Origin of the sequence: Collimonas sp. OK412, from assembly GCF_900112135.1 — a bacterium.
In the GTDB taxonomy this organism is placed as follows: domain Bacteria; phylum Pseudomonadota; class Gammaproteobacteria; order Burkholderiales; family Burkholderiaceae_D; genus Collimonas; species Collimonas rhizosphaerae.
Map to the genome: position 1 here is coordinate 1 of NZ_FOLC01000045.1, position 19517 is coordinate 19517.

14 protein-coding genes and 1 tRNA gene are annotated in these 19517 nt (G+C 56.1%); 1 reads left to right on the plus strand and 14 read right to left on the minus strand.

Annotated features, from left to right (window positions below; all coding sequences use genetic code 11):
• The 4 genes from BM062_RS24305 to rpsL all read right to left on the minus strand — a co-directional run.
• On the minus strand, positions 1 to 113 hold a 113-nt coding region (locus tag BM062_RS24305), incomplete at its 3' end, for a GTP-binding protein (RefSeq protein ID WP_243738762.1).
• A 94-nt stretch (positions 114 to 207) separates the two neighbouring features.
• The gene (fusA, locus tag BM062_RS24310) at positions 208 to 2313 is read right to left on the minus strand and encodes an elongation factor G (protein WP_092402163.1); all 2106 of its coding nucleotides are present in this window, start codon (positions 2311 to 2313) and stop codon (positions 208 to 210) included.
• A 125-nt stretch (positions 2314 to 2438) separates the two neighbouring features.
• Positions 2439 to 2909, minus strand: a complete 471-nt coding sequence (gene rpsG, locus BM062_RS24315; RefSeq protein ID WP_061538666.1) for a 30S ribosomal protein S7 — start codon at positions 2907 to 2909, stop codon at positions 2439 to 2441.
• A gap of 138 nt (positions 2910 to 3047) precedes the next feature.
• A complete protein-coding gene (gene rpsL / locus BM062_RS24320; RefSeq protein WP_014004389.1) occupies positions 3048 to 3431 on the minus strand; it encodes a 30S ribosomal protein S12 in 384 nt (127 codons plus the stop codon).
• 409 nt (positions 3432 to 3840) lie between these two features.
• Between rpsL and BM062_RS24325 the strand changes: the two genes are divergently transcribed.
• Positions 3841 to 5634 (plus strand): phosphoethanolamine transferase, encoded by a 1794-nt coding sequence (locus BM062_RS24325; protein WP_175501152.1) that lies wholly within the window; start codon positions 3841 to 3843, stop codon positions 5632 to 5634.
• A gap of 101 nt (positions 5635 to 5735) precedes the next feature.
• Here BM062_RS24325 and rpoC read toward each other — a convergent pair whose 3' ends face one another.
• The 10 genes from rpoC to tuf all read right to left on the minus strand — a co-directional run.
• Positions 5736 to 9971, minus strand: a complete 4236-nt coding sequence (gene rpoC / locus BM062_RS24330; RefSeq protein ID WP_092402168.1) for a DNA-directed RNA polymerase subunit beta' — start codon at positions 9969 to 9971, stop codon at positions 5736 to 5738.
• 104 nt (positions 9972 to 10075) lie between these two features.
• The gene (gene rpoB / locus BM062_RS24335) at positions 10076 to 14182 is read right to left on the minus strand and encodes a DNA-directed RNA polymerase subunit beta (protein WP_092402171.1); all 4107 of its coding nucleotides are present in this window, start codon (positions 14180 to 14182) and stop codon (positions 10076 to 10078) included.
• 268 nt (positions 14183 to 14450) lie between these two features.
• A complete protein-coding gene (gene rplL, locus BM062_RS24340; protein ID WP_092402173.1) occupies positions 14451 to 14825 on the minus strand; it encodes a 50S ribosomal protein L7/L12 in 375 nt (124 codons plus the stop codon).
• 126 nt (positions 14826 to 14951) lie between these two features.
• Complete coding sequence (gene rplJ / locus BM062_RS24345) at positions 14952 to 15449, minus strand: 50S ribosomal protein L10 (protein ID WP_092402182.1); 498 nt, start codon at positions 15447 to 15449, stop codon at positions 14952 to 14954.
• A gap of 385 nt (positions 15450 to 15834) precedes the next feature.
• Positions 15835 to 16530, minus strand: a complete 696-nt coding sequence (rplA, locus tag BM062_RS24350) for a 50S ribosomal protein L1 (RefSeq protein WP_092402176.1) — start codon at positions 16528 to 16530, stop codon at positions 15835 to 15837.
• Positions 16530 to 16961 carry a 50S ribosomal protein L11 gene (gene rplK, locus BM062_RS24355; protein WP_038484621.1) on the minus strand — a complete coding sequence of 144 codons (432 nt, stop codon included), beginning with the start codon at positions 16959 to 16961 and terminating at the stop codon, positions 16530 to 16532. Before rplK ends, rplA begins: the two co-directional genes overlap by 1 nt.
• Positions 16962 to 17108: 147 nt before the next feature.
• Positions 17109 to 17720, minus strand: a complete 612-nt coding sequence (gene nusG / locus BM062_RS24360; RefSeq protein WP_092402179.1) for a transcription termination/antitermination protein NusG — start codon at positions 17718 to 17720, stop codon at positions 17109 to 17111.
• Complete coding sequence (gene secE, locus BM062_RS24365; protein ID WP_014004380.1) at positions 17720 to 18103, minus strand: preprotein translocase subunit SecE; 384 nt, start codon at positions 18101 to 18103, stop codon at positions 17720 to 17722. The genes nusG and secE overlap by 1 nt, the downstream gene beginning before the upstream one ends.
• Positions 18104 to 18139: 36 nt before the next feature.
• A tRNA-Trp gene (locus BM062_RS24370) sits at positions 18140 to 18215 on the minus strand.
• A gap of 126 nt (positions 18216 to 18341) precedes the next feature.
• Positions 18342 to 19517 (minus strand): elongation factor Tu (tuf, locus tag BM062_RS24375; RefSeq protein ID WP_254785241.1); only part of this gene is annotated, 1176 nt, incomplete at its 5' end.

A 19517-nucleotide genomic window follows, 5' to 3' on the forward strand; every position in this document is an offset into this window, starting at 1 on the left:
TTCGACAATACTGTCGCGATCGCTGCTGTCAGCGTGGTCTTGCCGTGGTCGACGTGGCCGATAGTGCCAACGTTGACGTGCGGCTTGGTCCGCTCGAATTTACCTTTTGCCATTTTATTCTTCCTTCAAAAAGAACGATGTCGTTAAACAATGAGTGAAACATTTCAACCCTTGCCCGCTCGTGGCGGGCAAGGGTTGCTTACCTGATTACTTGGCCTTGGAAGTTACGATTGCGTCGATAACGTTCTTAGGCGCTTCGGAGTAATGCTTGAATTCCATCGAGTAAGTTGCGCGGCCTTGGGTAGCCGAACGCAGCGAAGTCGAGTAACCGAACATTTCCGACAGAGGCACTTCGGCCTTGATGATCTTGCCGCCACCGCCGGCGATTTCATCCATGCCTTGAACCATGCCGCGACGCGACGACAGGTCGCCCATCACGGTACCGGCGTAGTCTTCCGGAGTTTCAACTTCAACAGCCATCATCGGCTCCAGAATAACCGGGCTGGCTTTACGGCAGCCATCCTTGAACGCCATCGAAGCGGCCATGCGGAACGCATTTTCGTTCGAGTCGACATCATGGTAAGAACCGAAGAACAGGGTTACCTTGACATCAACCACTGGGTAGCCGGCCAATACGCCGGTGTTCAGTGTTTCGCGCACACCCTTTTCAACTGCAGGGATGTATTCGCGTGGAACGGTACCGCCCTTGATCGCGTCGACGAACTCAAAGCCCTTGCCTGGTTCTTGCGGTTCGATCTTCAGAACCACGTGACCGTATTGACCACGACCACCCGATTGCTTGACGAACTTGCCTTCGATTTCTTCGCAAGTCTTGCGGATGGTTTCGCGATATGCAACCTGTGGCTTGCCGACGGTCGCTTCAACGCCAAATTCGCGCTTCATGCGGTCGACGATAATGTCCAGATGCAGCTCGCCCATACCGGCGATGATGGTTTGACCCGATTCTTCGTCAGTACGCACGCGGAACGATGGATCTTCAGCAGCCAGACGATTCAGAGCCAAGCCCATTTTTTCCTGGTCTTGCTTGGTCTTAGGCTCGACTGCCTGCGAAATCACCGGCTCAGGGAATACCATGCGTTCCAGAATGATGAATGCATTGGCGTCGCACAGTGTGTCGCCGGTAGTCGTATCCTTCATCCCGATCAGCGCCGCGATGTCGCCAGCCAGGATTTCCTTGATTTCTTCGCGCTGGTTCGCGTGCATCTGCACGATACGGCCGATACGCTCTTTCTTGCCCTTGATCGAGTTCAACACGGTGTCGCCCGAATTCAGGGTGCCCGAGTAGCAGCGCATGAAGCAGATCTGACCAACGAACGGATCGGTTGCGATCTTGAACGCCAGGCCGGAAAACTTTTCGTCGTCTTCCGCTTTACGCGAGATCGGCGCATCATCTTCATCCAGGCCTGGGACCGGCGGCACATCCACTGGCGACGGCAGGTAGTCGACGACGCCGTCCAGCATGGCTTGCACGCCCTTGTTCTTGAACGCGGTGCCGCACATCATCGGCACGATTTCGCTGGCCAGGGTACGTTGACGAATCGCAGCCTTGATTTCGGCTTCGGTCAGGTCGCCTTCTTCCAGGTACTTGTTCATCAGCTCTTCCGATGCTTCGGCGGCGGCTTCAACCATGTTTTCACGCCATTTGGCAGCGTCCGCAGCCAGTTCGGCAGGAATGTCGCGGTAGTCGAACTTCATGCCTTGGCTAGCGTCGTCCCAGTAGATAGCCTTCATCTTGACCAGGTCGATCACGCCTTCAAACTTGTCTTCAGCGCCGATAGGCACTTGCATTGGCACAGGGTTAGCCTTCAGGCGAGCACGCATCTGCTCGAAAACCTTGAAGAAGTTCGCGCCGGTACGGTCCATCTTGTTGACGAACGCCAGGCGTGGAACCTTGTACTTGTTGGCTTGACGCCAAACTGTTTCCGATTGCGGCTGCACGCCGCCGACCGCACAGTAAACCATGCAGGCGCCATCCAGAACACGCATCGAGCGCTCAACTTCAATCGTGAAGTCAACGTGGCCCGGGGTGTCGATGATGTTGATGTGGTGCTCAGCGAAATTACCCGCCATACCCTTCCAGAAGCAGGTCGTGGCAGCGGAAGTGATGGTGATGCCGCGCTCTTGCTCTTGTTCCATCCAGTCCATGGTGGCGGCGCCATCATGCACTTCACCGATTTTGTGATTCACACCGGTATAAAACAGAACGCGTTCTGTAGTCGTGGTTTTACCTGCATCGATGTGAGCGGAGATACCGATATTGCGATAGCGCTCAATGGGGGTCTTGCGAGCCATGATTTATTCCTAAGTCTTTTAATGCACGAAACCGAGCGCCATTTTTAATAAAAATATGCGCTCGGCTCGAACAAATTTCAGATGCGGACAGACGTCTCGATTCAGGGAGGCGGCTGTCCAGTCTATTAGAAGCGGAAGTGCGAGAACGCCTTGTTCGCTTCTGCCATACGGTGAACTTCGTCACGCTTTTTCATTGCGCCGCCGCGGCCTTCTGCGGCTTCCAGCAATTCGCCGCCCAGGCGTTGCGGCATCGATTTTTCGCTGCGCTTGTTGGCTGCTTCACGCAACCAGCGCATCGACAACGCCATACGACGGACAGGACGGACTTCAACTGGCACCTGGTAGTTTGCACCACCAACGCGACGCGACTTGACTTCAACCAGCGGCTTGCAGTTGCCGATGGCAAGAGCAAACACTTCCAGCGGATCTTTGCCGGATTTGGTTTGAATGTGCTCGAAGGCACCGTAAATGATGTTTTCTGCGACCGATTTCTTACCGGACAACATCAGGACGTTGACGAACTTCGCAACATCAACATTGCCGAATTTCGGATCCGGCAGAATCTCCCGCTTGGGAACTTCACGACGACGTGGCATTTCGATTCCTTTCAATCTTCAGTTGAGCGCGCAGACCTTTTGTTCCTGCACACTCGCGGACGGCCATCATAGCCACCCACTTACTCGGCCCATTGGGGACCGACACTTATTCGTTTGGCTTGCGCCTGGCGAAAACTATTATTTCTTTGCAGCCTTGGCACGTTTTGCACCGTACTTCGAACGTGCTTGCTTACGATCCTTGACGCCCTGGGTATCCAGTGCACCGCGAACCATGTGGTAACGCACACCCGGCAAGTCCTTCACACGGCCGCCGCGCAACAGCACGACACTATGTTCTTGCAGGTTATGGCCTTCACCGCCGATGTACGAAATGACTTCGAAACCGTTGGTCAGGCGAACTTTGGCAACTTTACGCAGAGCCGAGTTCGGCTTCTTTGGAGTTGTCGTATAAACGCGGGTGCAGACGCCGCGTTTTTGCGGGCTGTTTTCCAGCGCTGGTGATTTGCTCTTTACGACCGCAGAAACGCGCGGCTGGCGAATCAATTGATTGATGGTTGGCATCGTTATATATCCAACAAAATTACGACGTTAATAACAACAATCCCGAAATCGGTTGTCCGGGATTGGACAGATACTTGCGCTAGAAAAAATCATACAATTCGCGCACAATTCGATTCAGCAACAGAGGAGAAACGCGCCATAGAAAGCGGAAGCAGACCAAAGAACGTTCGGCCCATAGAGCCTACAATCGAGAACCCGCGAGTATATCCCTATGATGCCTTGCAGTCAACCGCCGTCTGGGATGCCCGCCCCGTAAACGCAACAGATCACGGCAATCCAGGCCGCCTTGCGAAACAATTGCCTTTTTGAGCATGGAAATGACTGCCGGCGCCAGTGTTTATCTCATGCGCAACGGTTACCGCCGGTGGCTTTGCGGGATAATGGGACTCGACTATTTTTCCCGCTGATGATGCCTGCCTTGCTTCGCCGTAATAACCTGTTCGTGCTGGTTACCTACCTGGCCCTGACCCTGGTTCCCTTCGTACCCCTCCTGTTCGGCCAGACGATAGATCATCCGCTCCGCATCATCATCACTGAAATCGGACTATGGCTGGTGATCTGGTCCATCTTCAAGCGCCCCGCCTGGTTTCACTGGCTGCTGTTCCCTGCCTTTTTCGCGCTGCCTACCGAGATCTACCTGCGCAAGTTTTACGGACAAGGCATTACCACCCACCACCTTGGGATCATCACTGAAACCAGTCCGCGCGAGGCGATGGAATTCCTGGGCGACAAGATCTGGTGGATGGCGCTGATCCTGGCCGTGGTTGTGCTGTGGTGGGCGCTTAGCTGGCTGGCGGCCAGCCGCACTCGCGACCTGGACCTGGAGGGTCCGTCGCGCTGGTTTGGCTGGTTAGTGCTCACTGTCGGTTTATGCATCTGGCTGTATGGACAGGAGATCGGCGTCCAGGCAGTGTCGGTAGCCTCAGCAAACAGCAAGCCGGTTGCCTCCGAAAGCCAGGGCATGCATCTAGGCAAGCTTCCCAAATGGGCCGCAACGCCGCTGGAAGCGGATCCGGTCAGCCGCACCTGGCCTTTCGGGCTGGCGGTACGCGGCTACGATTTCTGGAAAGAACGGGAATACCTGGACGACCTGGAACACAAGAACAGCCAGTTCCACTTCGGCGCACACCAGGCCAGCCAGCAAAACACACCCCAGATCGTGGTGATGGTGATCGGCGAATCTTCACGCTACGACCGCTGGAGCCTTAACGGCTATCAGCGCGACACCAACCCCTTGCTCAGCAAGGAGAGCAACCTGGTCAGCTTTACCGATGTCATTACCTCGGTTTCCGCAACCCGCCTGTCGGTGCCGGTCATGGTGTCGCGCAAGCCGGCGACCGAGAGCCTGAAAGCCGGTTTCGCCGAGAAATCCTTCATCACCGCCTACAAGGAAGCCGGGTTCAAGACTTACTGGATTTCGAACCAGATGTCATACGGCAAATTCGACACGCCTGTTTCCGTGTTCGCCAACGAAGCGGACGTGGTGCAGTTCCTCAACCTCGGCGGCTTCACCGATACCTCCAACCTGGACGCCATCCTGCTGCCGCAGCTGCAAAAGGCGATGGGCGATCCGGCGGCCAAGAAGCTGATCGTGCTGCATACCCTGGGCAACCACTGGAACTACAGCCACCGTTATCCCCAGCAATTCGACAAATGGCAGCCTTCGCTGTTCGGCATCGAGCGCCCGGCCTACACCAACCTGGCGAACAAGCCAGCGATCAGCAACAGTTACGACAGTTCGATACTGTATGTCGACTGGTTCTTGTCGCAAGTCATTGCCACGCTCAAGGACTCCCGGCAACTGAGCGCCATGATGTACTTCTCCGATCATGGCCAGACCTTGTACGACGGCAGCTGCAAGATCGCCTTCCACGGCCACAACACCCAGTTCGAATTCCACATACCGGCCCTGATGTGGTATTCCGACCTCTACCAGAAAACCTATCCGGACAAGGTGGAACAGCTGCTGCGCCACAAACGCGCCCGGATGAGCACCGAGAACGTGTTCCATTCCCTGCTCGACCTGGCCGACATCCGTTACCCGGACGAACGCCTGGAATGGAGCTTCCTGAGCAGCAAGCTGCGCCCCCACAGGCGCTACGTCGACAGCTACGGCTGGAGTGACTACGACAACTCCACCTTCAAGGGCGACTGCAGGGAAGTGATCGACAACGGCAAGCCGATCAAGCAACAGCGCGATTAAGGACGGCGCCGGCCTGAAACCGGGCCATCCCGCAAGACATAAAAAAACGGCAGTGGATTTTCATCCACTGCCGTTTTGACTTGCTGATCCGGTTTAGCGGATTAAGCTTCTCCGCCCTGCGCACCCAGCTCTTCAGCTGCGCGTGCCTCGGCAGCCGCCAGGCGGGCTGCCTGCTCGGATTGCAACAGCGCTGTGCGTTCTTCCGCTTCCCAGCTGTCTTTTTCCTTGCGTGCACGGTGGAATGCGAGACCGGTGCCGGCTGGGATCAGACGGCCGACGATAACGTTTTCCTTCAGGCCGCGCAGAGTGTCTTTCTTGCCCATGATTGCAGCTTCGGTCAACACCCGGGTGGTTTCCTGGAACGATGCGGCCGAGATGAACGAATCGGTCGACAGCGATGCCTTGGTAATACCCAGCAATACGTTTTCGTAGGTTGCAGGAATCTTGCCCGCTGCAATCACGCGATCGTTTTCGTCCAGCAGTTCCGAACGCTCGACCTGCTCGCCAGTGATGTAAGAAGCATCGCCGGCATCAACGATCTGAACGCGGCGCAGCATCTGGCGCACGATCACTTCGATGTGCTTGTCGTTGATCTTCACGCCTTGCAAGCGGTACACGTCCTGGACTTCGTCGACGATGTAGCGTGCCAGCGCTTCGATACCCAGCAGGCGCAGGATGTCTTGCGGATCGGCTGGGCCGTCGACAATCATTTCTCCCTTGTTCACGACCTGGCCGTCATGCACCAGCACTTGCTTGTCCTTGGTAATCAGGAACTCGTGCTTGTTGCCGTCCATGTCCGTGATTTCCAGACGCTGCTTGCCCTTGGTTTCCTTACCGAACGCCACAGTACCGGTGACTTCAGCCAGCATGCCCGCATCCTTCGGCGAACGTGCTTCGAACAGCTCGGCAACGCGCGGCAGACCACCGGTAATATCGCGTGTCTTTTGCGATTCAGTCGGGATACGCGCCAGCACTTCACCAACGTGCACTTGCTGACCGTCTTTCACGGTAATCAGCGCGCCGACCTGGAAGCCGATCGTCACAGCGTGTTCAGTGCCGGCGATCTTGACTTCTTCGCCTTGCTCGTTCAGCAGCTTGACTTGCGGACGGACTGTCTTGGTGACCGAACCACGACGCTTCGCATCGATAACCACCAATGTCGACAGGCCGGTAACTTCATCGATCTGACGGGCAACGGTCGAACCTTCTTCGACGTTCTCGAAGCGGACAGTACCGGTGTACTCGGTAATGATCGGACGGGTCAGCGGATCCCATGTCGCCAGTGCGGTACCGGCCTTGATGGTCAAGCCATCCTTGACGATCAGGGTCGCACCGTAAGGTACTTTATGACGCTCACGCTCACGGCCATGGTCGTCGGTGATCAGGACTTCGCCGGAACGGGAAATCACGATCAGCTCGCCCTTGCCGTTAGTCACGTAACGCATGGTCGCCGTGAAGCGGACCGTGCCGTTGGACTTGGCTTCAACACTGGATGCCACTGCCGAACGCGACGCCGCGCCACCGATGTGGAAGGTACGCATGGTCAGCTGGGTACCAGGCTCACCGATCGACTGCGCAGCAACCACGCCGACTGCTTCACCGTTGTTGACCAGCGTGCCGCGGCCCAGGTCGCGGCCATAACATTGCGCGCACAGGCCGTAGCGTGTGTCGCAAGTCAGCGGCGTGCGGACCTTGACTTCATCGATGCCCAGGCGTTCGATTTCTTCCACTGCATCTTCATCCAGCAAGGTGCCGGCTTCGTACAGGGTGCTCTGGGTTTCCGGATTGACGATATCGTTGGCGGCAACACGGCCGAGGATACGGTCGCGCAGCGCTTCGATCACTTCACCGCCTTCAACCATCGCCTTCATCGAGGCGCCGTTGGACGTGCCGCAATCGTCTTCGATCACGACCAGATCCTGGGTCACGTCAACCAGACGACGTGTCAGGTAACCCGAGTTCGCTGTCTTCAGCGCGGTATCGGCCAGACCTTTACGTGCACCGTGGGTCGAAATGAAGTACTGCAAAACGTTCAGACCTTCGCGGAAGTTCGCGGTGATCGGCGTTTCGATAATCGAACCATCCGGTTTCGCCATCAGGCCACGCATACCGGCCAGCTGGCGAATCTGTGCTGCGGAACCGCGCGCGCCGGAGTCGGCCATCATGTAAATGGCGTTGAACGATTCCTGGGTGCCCTTGGTGCCGTCGCGGCGGATCACGTCTTCTACCTTGAGCTGTTCCATCATGGCCTTGCCGACGTCGTCGCCTGCCTTGCCCCAGATGTCCACAACCTTGTTGTAGCGTTCGCCTGCAGTCACCAGACCGGACGAGTACTGCTGTTCGATCTGCTTCACTTCTTGTTCTGCGGTAGCGATGATGGTTGCCTTTTGTGGCGGTACCAGCATGTCGTCCACGCAGATCGAGATGCCGGCGCGGGTCGCCAGGCGGAAACCGGACTGCATCAGCTGGTCGGCGAACACCACCGTAGCGCGCAGGCCGCACTTACGGAATGCCGTGTTGATCAGCTTCGAGATTTCCTTCTTCTTCAACGCGCGGTTCAGCACGGTGAATGGCAAGCCCTTAGGCAGGATTTCCGACAGGATCGCACGGCCGACAGTCGTTTCGTAACGCTTGATGGTCTTGACGAACTCGCCTGTGACCGGATCCTTCGGATACTCGGTAATACGGACGGTGACGCGGGTAGTCAGCTCGACTTCCTTGTTGTCGTAGGCACGGATGGCTTCCGACACGTCAGGGAACATCATGCCTTCGCCCTTGCCGTTGATTTGCTCACGGGTGGCGTAGTACAGGCCCAGCACGATATCCTGCGACGGCACGATCGACGGTTCGCCGTTCGATGGGAACAGGATGTTGTTGGAAGCCAGCATCAGGGTGCGTGCTTCCATCTGTGCTTCGATCGACAGTGGCACGTGGACCGCCATCTGGTCGCCGTCAAAGTCGGCGTTGAATGCGGCGCAGACCAGCGGGTGCAATTGGATCGCCTTGCCTTCGATCAGGACCGGCTCGAACGCCTGGATACCCAGACGGTGCAATGTAGGCGCACGGTTCAACATGACCGGATGTTCGCGGATCACGTCTTCCAGGATGTCCCACACCACCGAAGTCTGGTTTTCAACTTCTTTCTTGGCTGCCTTGATCGTGCTGGCGATGCCCATCACTTCCAGCTTGTGGAAAATGAACGGCTTGAACAGTTCCAGCGCCATCAGTTTCGGCAAGCCGCACTGATGCAGTTTCAGTTGCGGACCCACCACGATAACCGAACGGCCGGAATAGTCGACGCGCTTACCCAGCAAGTTCTGACGGAAACGGCCGCCCTTGCCCTTGATCATTTCTGCCAGGGATTTCAGCGGACGCTTGTTGGCGCCAGTCATTGCCTTGCCGCGACGGCCGTTGTCCAGCAGCGAGTCAACCGCTTCCTGCAGCATCCGCTTTTCGTTGCGGGTGATGATTTCCGGAGCGCGCAATTCCATCAGGCGCTTCAGGCGGTTGTTACGGTTGATGACGCGGCGATACAGGTCGTTCAGGTCGGAGGTAGCGAAACGGCCGCCATCCAGCGGCACCAGCGGACGCAACTCAGGCGGCAGCACCGGCAGCACTTCCATGATCATCCAGTCAGGCTTGATGCCCGAACGCTGGAACGCTTCCAGCACCTTCAGGCGCTTGGCGTATTTCTTGATCTTGGCTTCGGATTTCGACTCTTTCAATTCCTGACGCAGGGTTTCCGCATCACGGTCGATATCGATCGCGCGCAGCAACTCACGGATGCCTTCGGCGCCCATGAATGCGGTGAAGTCGTCGCCGTACTCTTCGTACTTGGCGGCGTAGTCGTCTTCCGACATGATCTGGCATTTTTTCAGCGGAGTCATGCCTGGATCGGTGATGACGTAGGCTTCAAAATACAATACGCGTTCGATATCCCGCAGGGTCATGTCGAGGACCATGCCCAGACGCGACGGCAGCGATTTCAGGAACCAGATATGCGCAGTCGGCGAAGCCAGCTCGATATGGCCCATGCGCTCACGGCGCACCTTGGCCAGCGTGACTTCAACGCCGCATTTTTCGCAGATGACACCGCGGTGCTTCAGGCGCTTGTACTTGCCGCAGAGGCATTCGTAGTCCTTGATCGGGCCAAAGATCTTGGCGCAGAACAGACCGTCGCGCTCTGGCTTGAAGGTACGGTAGTTGATGGTTTCAGGCTTTTTTACTTCGCCATAAGACCACGAACGAATTTTTTCGGGCGACGCCAGACCAATCTTGATCGAGTCGAACTGTTCATTTTGCTGAACTTGCTTGAATAAATCGAGCAGTGCTTTCATGTATCACTCCAGTTGGCGTGAAGAAACTAAGATTCTTTACTATTGCTGCGTAGGGCGGGCAACTCTGCCCGCCCTACTGCTCTGTACTGCACCAGTCCGACGGATTACTCGCGGTCGAGGTCCATGTCTATCCCCAGCGAGCGGATTTCCTTCAACAGCACGTTGAAGGATTCCGGCATCCCTGCATCGATCACATGGTCACCCTTGACCAGGTTTTCATAGACCTTGGTACGACCGTTCACGTCATCCGACTTCACTGTCAGCATTTCCTGCAGCACGTACGACGCACCGTAAGCTTCCAATGCCCAGACTTCCATCTCACCGAAACGCTGGCCGCCGAACTGAGCCTTACCGCCCAGAGGCTGCTGTGTAACCAGCGAGTAAGGACCGGTAGAACGTGCATGCATCTTGTCATCGACCAGATGGTGCAGTTTCAGGTAGTGCATGTAGCCGACCGTGACACTGCGCTCGAAAGCTTCGCCGGTACGGCCGTCATACATCGTTACCTGGTTCTTCGAAGGCGTCATGCCCAGCTGCTTGGCGATGGCGTCCGGATAGGCCAGGTCCAGCATGCGGCGGATTTCATCTTCGTGCGCACCGTCGAACACTGGCGTTGCGAACGGCACGCCGGCTTTCAGGTTGCTGGCCAGGTGCAGGATTTCGTCGTCCGTCAGGCTATCCAGGTCTTCCGATTTACCGGATTCGTTGTAGATAGTCGTCAGGAACTTGCGCAGTTCTGCAATCTTGGTTTGCGCCTTCAGCATTTCGCCGATACGCAGGCCCAGACCCTTGGCAGCCCAGCCCAGGTGGACTTCCAGAACCTGACCGATGTTCATACGCGAAGGAACGCCCAGCGGGTTCAGCACGATGTCGGCCGGCGTACCGTCGGCCATGTGCGGCATGTCTTCGATCGGCAGGATGCGCGAAACCACACCCTTGTTACCGTGACGGCCGGCCATCTTGTCGCCAGGCTGCAGGCGGCGTTTGACAGCCAGGTAAACCTTGACCATCTTTTGCACGCCAGGCTGCAGCTCATCGCCTTGGGTCAGCTTCTTGCGCTTTTCTTCGAATGCCAGGTCGAACTGGTGGCGCTTCTCGGCGATCGATTCCTTGATCGCTTCCAGCGCTACCGCTGCATCGTCGTCCGCAGGGCGGATATCGAACCAGTGGTATTTGTCCAGGTCTGCCAGGTATTCCTTGGTCAGCTTGGTGCCCTTGGCCAGTTTCTTCGGACCGCCGTTGACTACCTTGCCGATCAGCATACGTTCCAGACGTTCGAAGGCATCGCCTTCAACAATCCGCAACTGGTCGTTCAGGTCCAGGCGATAGCGTTGCAGTTCATCGTCGATGATCTGCTGTGCACGCTTGTCGCGCTGGATGCCTTCGCGGGTAAACACCTGGACGTCGATCACGGTGCCGACCATGCCCGAAGGCACGCGCAGCGACGTATCTTTTACGTCCGATGCTTTTTCACCGAAGATCGCGCGCAGCAGCTTTTCTTCTGGCGTCAGCTGGGTTTCACCCTTAGGCGTCACCTTACCGACCAGCGTATCGCCGGCTTCGACTTCAGCACCGATGTAGACGATGCCCGATTCATCCAGACGCGCCAGCTGGTTTTCGGCCAGGTTGGAGATGTCGCGGGTGATTTCTTCAGCGCCCAGCTTGGTGTCGCGTGCAACCACCGACAGCTCTTCGATATGGATCGAAGTGTAGCGATCGTCAGCCACGACTTTTTCGGAGATCAAAATCGAATCTTCGAAGTTGTAGCCGTTCCACGGCATGAACGCCACCAGCATGTTCTGGCCCAGGGCCAGCTCGCCCAGGTCGGTCGATGCGCCATCGGCGATCACGTCGTGCTTGGCGACGCGGTCGCCAACTTGCACGATTGGCCGCTGGTTGATGTTGGTGTTCTGGTTCGAACGTGTGTACTTGATCAGGTTGTAGATATCGACACCGACTTCGCCGGCAGTCGCTTCTTCGTCATTCACACGAATAACGACACGGCCTGCATCGACGTAATCAACGATACCGCCACGCAGCGCCTGCACGGTAGTACCCGAGTCAACTGCCACGGTACGTTCGATACCGGTGCCAACCAATGCCTTCTCCGGACGCAAGCAAGGAACTGCCTGACGCTGCATGTTGGCGCCCATCAACGCACGGTTCGCATCATCGTGTTCGAGGAACGGGATCAGCGAAGCTGCAACCGAAACCACCTGGCCTGGCGCCACGTCCATGTACTGGACGCGTTCCGGCGACACCAGGATGGTTTCGCCGGCTTCACGCGCGGAAACCAGTTCATCCGACAGCTTCAGGGACTTGTCGATGGTCGCATTCGCCTGGGCGATGATGTAGCGGCCTTCTTCAATTGCCGACAGATAATCGATCTGGTCGGTAACCTTGCTGTCCTCAACCTTGCGGTACGGTGTCTCGAGGAAACCGTATTCGTTCAGGCGAGCATACAAAGCCAGCGAGTTGATCAGGCCGATGTTCGGACCTTCCGGTGTTTCGATCGGGCACACGCGGCCGTAGTGGGTCGGATGCACGTCGCGCACTTCAAAGCCAGCGCGCTCACGCGTCAAACCGCCCGGTCCAAGTGCCGATACACGACGCTTGTGGGTGATTTCCGACAACGGATTGGTCTGGTCCATAAACTGCGACAACTGCGACGAACCGAAGAATTCACGGATCGCTGCCGAAATCGGCTTGGAATTGATCAGGTCATGCGGCATCAGGTTGTCTGCTTCGGCTTGGCCGAGGCGTTCCTTGACTGCGCGCTCAACCCGCACCAGGCCGGCGCGGAACTGGTTCTCAGCCAGTTCGCCGACGCAACGCACGCGACGGTTGCCCAGGTGATCGATATCGTCCACTTCGCCGCGGCCGTTACGCAATTCAACCAGGATCTTGATCACAGCCAGCACGTCATCGTTCGACAGCGTCATGGCGCCAGTCAGTTCATCGCGGCCGATGCGGCGGTTGAACTTCATGCGGCCGACAGCCGACAGATCGTAACGGTCAGCGTTGTAGAACAGGCCGTTGAACAGCGCCTCGACCGAATCTTCGGTTGGCGGTTCACCAGGGCGCATCATGCGGTAGATCGCAACGCGGGCAGCCATCTGGTCGTTGGTGTCATCGCTACGCAGGGTTTGCGAGATGTAGCTACCTTGGTCCAGGTCGTTGGTGTACAGGGTCTGGATGTCGCTGATGTCAGCTTCACGCAGTTTGGCCAGCAATTCTTCGGTCAGCTCGTCGTTGGCGTTGGCGACTACTTCGCCGGTGTCGCCGTCAACGATGTTGCGCGCCAGCACGCGGCCCAGCAGATAGTCTTCCGGTACCGAGATATGCTTGATGCCGGCAGCTTCCACGTCACGCACGTGCTTGGAATTGATGCGCTTGTCTTTAGCGACCAGCACCTTGCCAGACTTGTCGGTGATGTCGAAACGCGCAACTTCACCGCGCAGGCGTTCTGCGACGAATTCCATCTCGGCGCCTTCGTTGCGCAACGCAAAGTTGTCGAACACGAAGAAGTTGGCCAGGATCTGCTCGACCGACATGCCGATCGCTTTCAGCAAGATCGTGACAGGCATCTTGCGGCGACGGTCGACGCGGAAGAACAGGATGTCTTTCGGGTCGAACTCGAAGTCCAGCCAGGAACCGCGGTAAGGAATGATACGTGCCGAGAACAGCAGTTTGCCGGACGAGTGCGTCTTGCCGCGGTCATGTTCAAAGAACACGCCTGGCGAGCGATGCAGCTGCGACACGATAACGCGCTCGGTGCCGTTGATCACGAACGAACCGGTAGTCGTCATGAGCGGCAATTCGCCCATGTAGACTTCCTGCTCTTTCATTTCCTTGACAACCGGCTTGGTCGGCGATTCCTTGTCCAGGATCACCAGGCGCACCTTGGCGCGCAACGGCGACGCGAACGTCAGTCCGCGCTGCTGGCATTCCTTGACGTCGAACGGCGGATCGCCGAGCACGTAGGACAAGAATTCGAGACGCGCAAAACCATTGTGCGAAACGATAGGAAAAATAGAAGTGAAAGCCGACTGCAGGCCCTCGTTCTTACGTTGAGACGGTACTTTGTCTGCTTGCAAAAAGCCAAGATACGACTCGAGCTGGGTCGCCAGCAGGAACGGAACGTGGTGAACGTTAGCGCGTTTCGCAAAAGATTTACGAATACGCTTCTTCTCAGTAAATGAGTAGTGCATTGAACACTCCGTGAGTGACAGGAAGGATAGAGAATTCAGGATTCGCCGGATCTTTCAGAAAACTAGACAAAACTTCTGTACTAGTTAAACTGTCTTACCCGACAATTCCTCAAGTCTCAGCCCTTCGAGCTTGATGGCAACGGACGCTTAATAAAACAACAAGCGCTAAACAAAATCAAAAACGACAAAGGAGCCAAAGCCGAACTCTCCTTTTCGAGAGTTCTGCACTTTGACTCCAGCGCAATAAATGCGCTCTAAAAAGCTGAAATTACTTGATTTCAGCTTCTGCGCCGGCTTCAACCAGTTTCTTGGCTGCTGCATCAGCGTCGGCTTTCGAAATGCCTTCTTTAACTGGCTTCGGTGCGCCGTCAACCAGGTCTTTAGCTTCTTTCAAGCCCAGGCCGGTGATTTCGCGAACTGCCTTAATTACGCCAACCTTGTTAGCGCCGATGCCCTTGAGGACAACGGTGAACTCGGTTTGCTCTTCAACTGCAGCAGCTGCGCCGCCGCCTGCGCCGCCGGCAACTGCAACTGCAGCTGCGGAAACGCCAAACTTCTCTTCAAATGCCTTTACCAGGTCATTCAATTCCAAAACGGTCAGGGCGCCAACTGCGTCCAGGATTGCGTCTTTGTCAAGTGCCATGTGAACTACTCCTAATATGTTGGGGACAGAGTACCGCTTCGCTTAACTCTTTCCCCAAAACAATTTCTATTTACAATGAATACATCTGATTGGTATTAACGCCAAGAAAGCGCCAGGAAACTGCAATTAAGCAGCTTCGGCTTCTTTCTTTGCTGCCAGAGCAGCCAAACCACGCACGAATCCAGACAACGGAGCCTGCATCATGCCCACAACTTGGGCCAGCAGAACTTCGCGGCTTGGAATGTTTGCCAACGCTTGCACAGCCGCTTTATCAAGCGGCTTGCCAGCGAAGTTACCTGCCTTGACGACCAGTTTGTCGTTGGTTTTTGCAAAATCATTGATGACTTTTGCAGCAGCAACGGCGTCCTCGGAGATCGAATAGATCAGCGGGCCGGTCATTTGCGAGGCGAGGTCGGCAAACGCGGTACCTTCAACGGCGCGACGTGCCAGTGTATTTTTCAATACACGCAAGTACACACCCTGGGTACGCGCATTAGCGCGCAGTTGGGTCAAGTGACCAACCTGGATGCCACGATATTCGGCCACGACGATGGTCTGTGCATTTGCTACTTTTGCAGAGACTTCGGCGACTACGGCCTTTTTGTCATTCAGATTGAGACTCAAGATCAACCTCCAAAAATGATGCTCGGCCATTACACAGCCGCAAGTGGCTGCTTGCCTCACATCGGTTCGAACACGGCGTCCGAAGTTAGGAGTTCAGAACTAGCGCATGATTAAAAAACACGCAGCGATGAGACTACAAAACTTGTTCGGGTACACCATCTGCGTTGGGTTGCTTGCGCGATTTAACTTTGTGCCGCAGTTGATAACCACCTGCTGCACGCCGCCCAACGGTCTTTGATTGCCTGGACCTGCATCGTTACCGCCAATACAGGCCCAGCCCAAAGATTCGCCCGGTTGCGCATCGCGCAGCCGGGACTTTATTCTCAATCAGTTGGGGACAGAGTACCGCTACGCTTAACTCTGTCCCGCAATACTTATATTAAGCTTACGCAGCCAGTGTCGTTTGATCGACACGAACGCCGGCACCCATTGTCGAAGACAAGGAGATCTTGCGCAGGTATACACCCTTGCTGGTGGCTGGCTTTGCTTTGCTCAATGCGTCGATCAGTGCCAACAGGTTGGACTTCAGCTCTGCATCGCTAAACGATTTGCGGCCGATGGTTGCGTGGACGATACCGGCTTTGTCGGTACGGTATTGCACTTGACCGGCTTTTGCGTTCTTGACGGCAGTTGCAACGTCAGCAGTCACGGTGCCAACCTTCGGATTCGGCATCAGGCCGCGTGGTCCCAGGATCTGGCCCAGGGTACCGACGATACGCATGGTATCTGGCGATGCGATCACGATGTCGAAAGGCATGTTGCCGGCTTTGATCTGCTCAGCCAGGTCTTCCATGCCAACGATGTCGGCGCCGGCAGCTTTAGCTTGTTCGGCTTTTTCGCCGGAAGCAAATACTGCAACGCGAACGGTCTTGCCGGTGCCGGCTGGCAGCACGACGGAACCGCGAACCACTTGGTCCGATTTCTTTGCATCAACGCCCAGCTGGACGGATACGTCGATCGATTCGTTGAATTTTGCAGTAGCGCATTCCTTGATCAACGCAACTGCGTTGTCAAACGGATATACCTTGGTGCGATCAACTTTAGCCTTGATCGCTTTTGCGCGTTTAGTTAACTTAGCCATTACAGACCCTCCACCGTGATGCCCATCGAACGAGCAGAACCGGCGATAGTACGTACGCCAGCTTCCAGATCAGCACCAGTCAAATCGGGCTTTTTCAAGGTAGCGATTTCTTCTGCTTGCTTGCGGGTGATCGAACCAACCTTGTCGGTGTGCGGCTTGGCCGAACCCTTGGTGATGCCGGCAGCCTTCTTGATCAGGATCGTTGCCGGAGGAGTCTTCATCACGAAAGTGAAGGACTTGTCGGCGAACGCTGTGATCACGACAGGAATTGGCAGACCTGGCTCAACACCTTGGGTCTGGGCATTGAATGCCTTGCAGAATTCCATGATGTTCAGACCGCGCTGACCCAATGCCGGGCCGATTGGTGGGGATGGGTTTGCTTTACCAGCTGGCACTTGCAGCTTGATAAAACCAATGATTTTCTTTGCCATGATGGCTCCTAAGTGTTGTGAGTATTAGCGCCTGTTCGATCTTGCGACCTAATAGGGCTCCTCTTACTGCTCCGGATTCCACGAGGTTTAGTTCATGACGCTCCGAACGGCGCTTGAAAATTCTTTTCTGCCCAGCTGAAATTCAGCTCAGACCTTTTCGACCTTGTCGAACTCCAGCTCAACCGGCGTGGCGCGGCCGAAGATGGTGACGGTCACGCGCACGCGCGATTTTTCGTAGTTCACTTCTTCGACATTGCCGTTGAAGTCGGTGAAAGCACCTTCCTTGATGCGCACCAGCTCGCCGACTTCATACAAGACCTTAGGCCGCGGCTTCTCGATGCCGTCTTGCATCTGCTGCATGATCTTGTCGACTTCGTGCTGCGGAATCGGGGTAGGCTTGTTCGATTTGCCGCCGATGAAGCCGGTTACCTTGTTCGTGTTCTTTACCAGATGCCAGGTTTCGTCGGTCATTTCCATCTCGACCAGGACGTAGCCCGGGAAGAAACGACGTTCGGTAACGGCCTTCTGGCCATTCTTGACTTCAATCACTTCTTCAGTCGGCACCAGGATCTGGCCGAACTGTTCCTGCATTCCAGCGCGGTCGATCCGCTCGGTCAGCGCGCGTTGCACGCTCTTTTCCATACCGGAATAAGCATGCACGACATACCAGCGCTTTTTACCCACAACCGCGCCCGCAGCCGCCGAAGGCGTTGCTGCAGGCGGCGTGCCTTGCGCGTCGTCTTGTGTGCTATCGCTCATTATTGTTTCCAGCCCAAAATCACGTCGTATAACAAAACCTCGAGGAGCTTATCGATGCCCCACAGGAAAATAGCCATTACCAGCACAAATGCAAAAACGATGGCAGTGATCTGCATCGCTTCCTTGCGGGTCGGCCAAACAACTTTTTTTGTCTCACGCACGGCTTCTTTGGCGAAACCGAGGAATTCACGGCCTTGCGTGGATGTCCAGGCGAAGGCGATTGCCACCACCAAACCGGCAACCAGGGCGCCAGCGCGCACCAGGCCAGACTGGCCCGACAAAAAATAAAAGCCGACAACGCCGGCAACGACAGCCAAAACTGCCAGAATTACTTTGAGCTTGCTGCCGGATTCGCCGACAGTTTGCACAGGGTGGTTAGACATACGCGGTTTACTTTCAGTACCCTACACCTGAATCGGTGGCAGGGGCGGAGGGCATCGAACCCCCAACCTCCGGTTTTGGAGACCGGCGCTCTGCCAATTGAGCTACACCCCTACGCTTAAAACACTTTATCTGAACAGCTTGGCCAGCAACCCGCTTTCACAAGTACGCATACCATTCAGACATCAACGCCGCGAAGCGGGAATTTCCCGGGTCGCGGCGATTACAGCTTTTCTTCTTTTAGTCAGCCAGGATCTTGGCGACAACACCTGCACCAACGGTACGGCCACCTTCGCGGATCGCGAAACGCAGGCCTTCTTCCATCGCGATCGGGTTGATCAGCATCACTGTGATCGACACGTTATCGCCAGGCATGACCATTTCCTTGTCCTTTGGCAACTCGATCGAACCAGTCACGTCCGTTGTACGGAAGTAGAACTGTGGACGATAGTTGTTGAAGAACGGTGTATGACGGCCGCCTTCGTCTTTCGACAGAACATAGATCTCGCCTGTGAAATGCTTGTGCGGCTTGATCGAACCTGGCTTGGCCAGCACTTGGCCCCGCTCTACGTCTTCACGTTTGGTACCGCGCAGCAAAACACCAACGTTGTCGCCCGCTTGACCTTGGTCCAGCAGCTTGCGGAACATTTCAACGCCAGTACATGTTGTATCTTGTGTATCACGGATACCGATGATTTGCAGCGCTTCGCCAACCTTGACGATACCGCGCTCGATACGACCAGTGACAACAGTACCGCGGCCCGAGATCGAGAATACGTCTTCCACTGGCAGCAGGAAAGCGCCGTCAACAGCACGTTCCGGTGTCGGGATGTAAGTATCCAGCGCTTCAGCCAGAGCCATGATCGCTTGCTCGCCCAGAGGACCAGTGTCGCCTTCCAGCGCCAGTTTCGCCGAACCCTTGATGATTGGCAGGTCGTCGCCTGGGAAATCATACTTGGTCAACAGCTCACGCACTTCCATTTCAACCAGCTCGAGCAACTCTTCGTCGTCGACCATGTCGGCTTTGTTCAGGAACACGATAATGTATGGCACGCCAACTTGGCGCGACAACAGGATGTGCTCACGGGTCTGTGGCATCGGGCCGTCAGCTGCCGAGCAAACCAGGATCGCACCGTCCATCTGTGCCGCGCCGGTGATCATGTTCTTCACATAGTCAGCATGGCCTGGGCAGTCAACGTGGGCGTAGTGGCGGTTGGCAGTTTCGTATTCAACGTGCGCTGTGTTGATCGTGATGCCGCGCGCTTTTTCTTCTGGCGCTGCGTCAATCTGATCGTATGCTTTGGCTTCGCCGCCAAACTTCTTCGACAATACTGTCGCGATCGCTGCTGTCAGCGTGGTCTTGCCGTGGTCGACGTGGCCGATAGTGCCAACGTTGACGTGCGGCTTGGTCCGCTC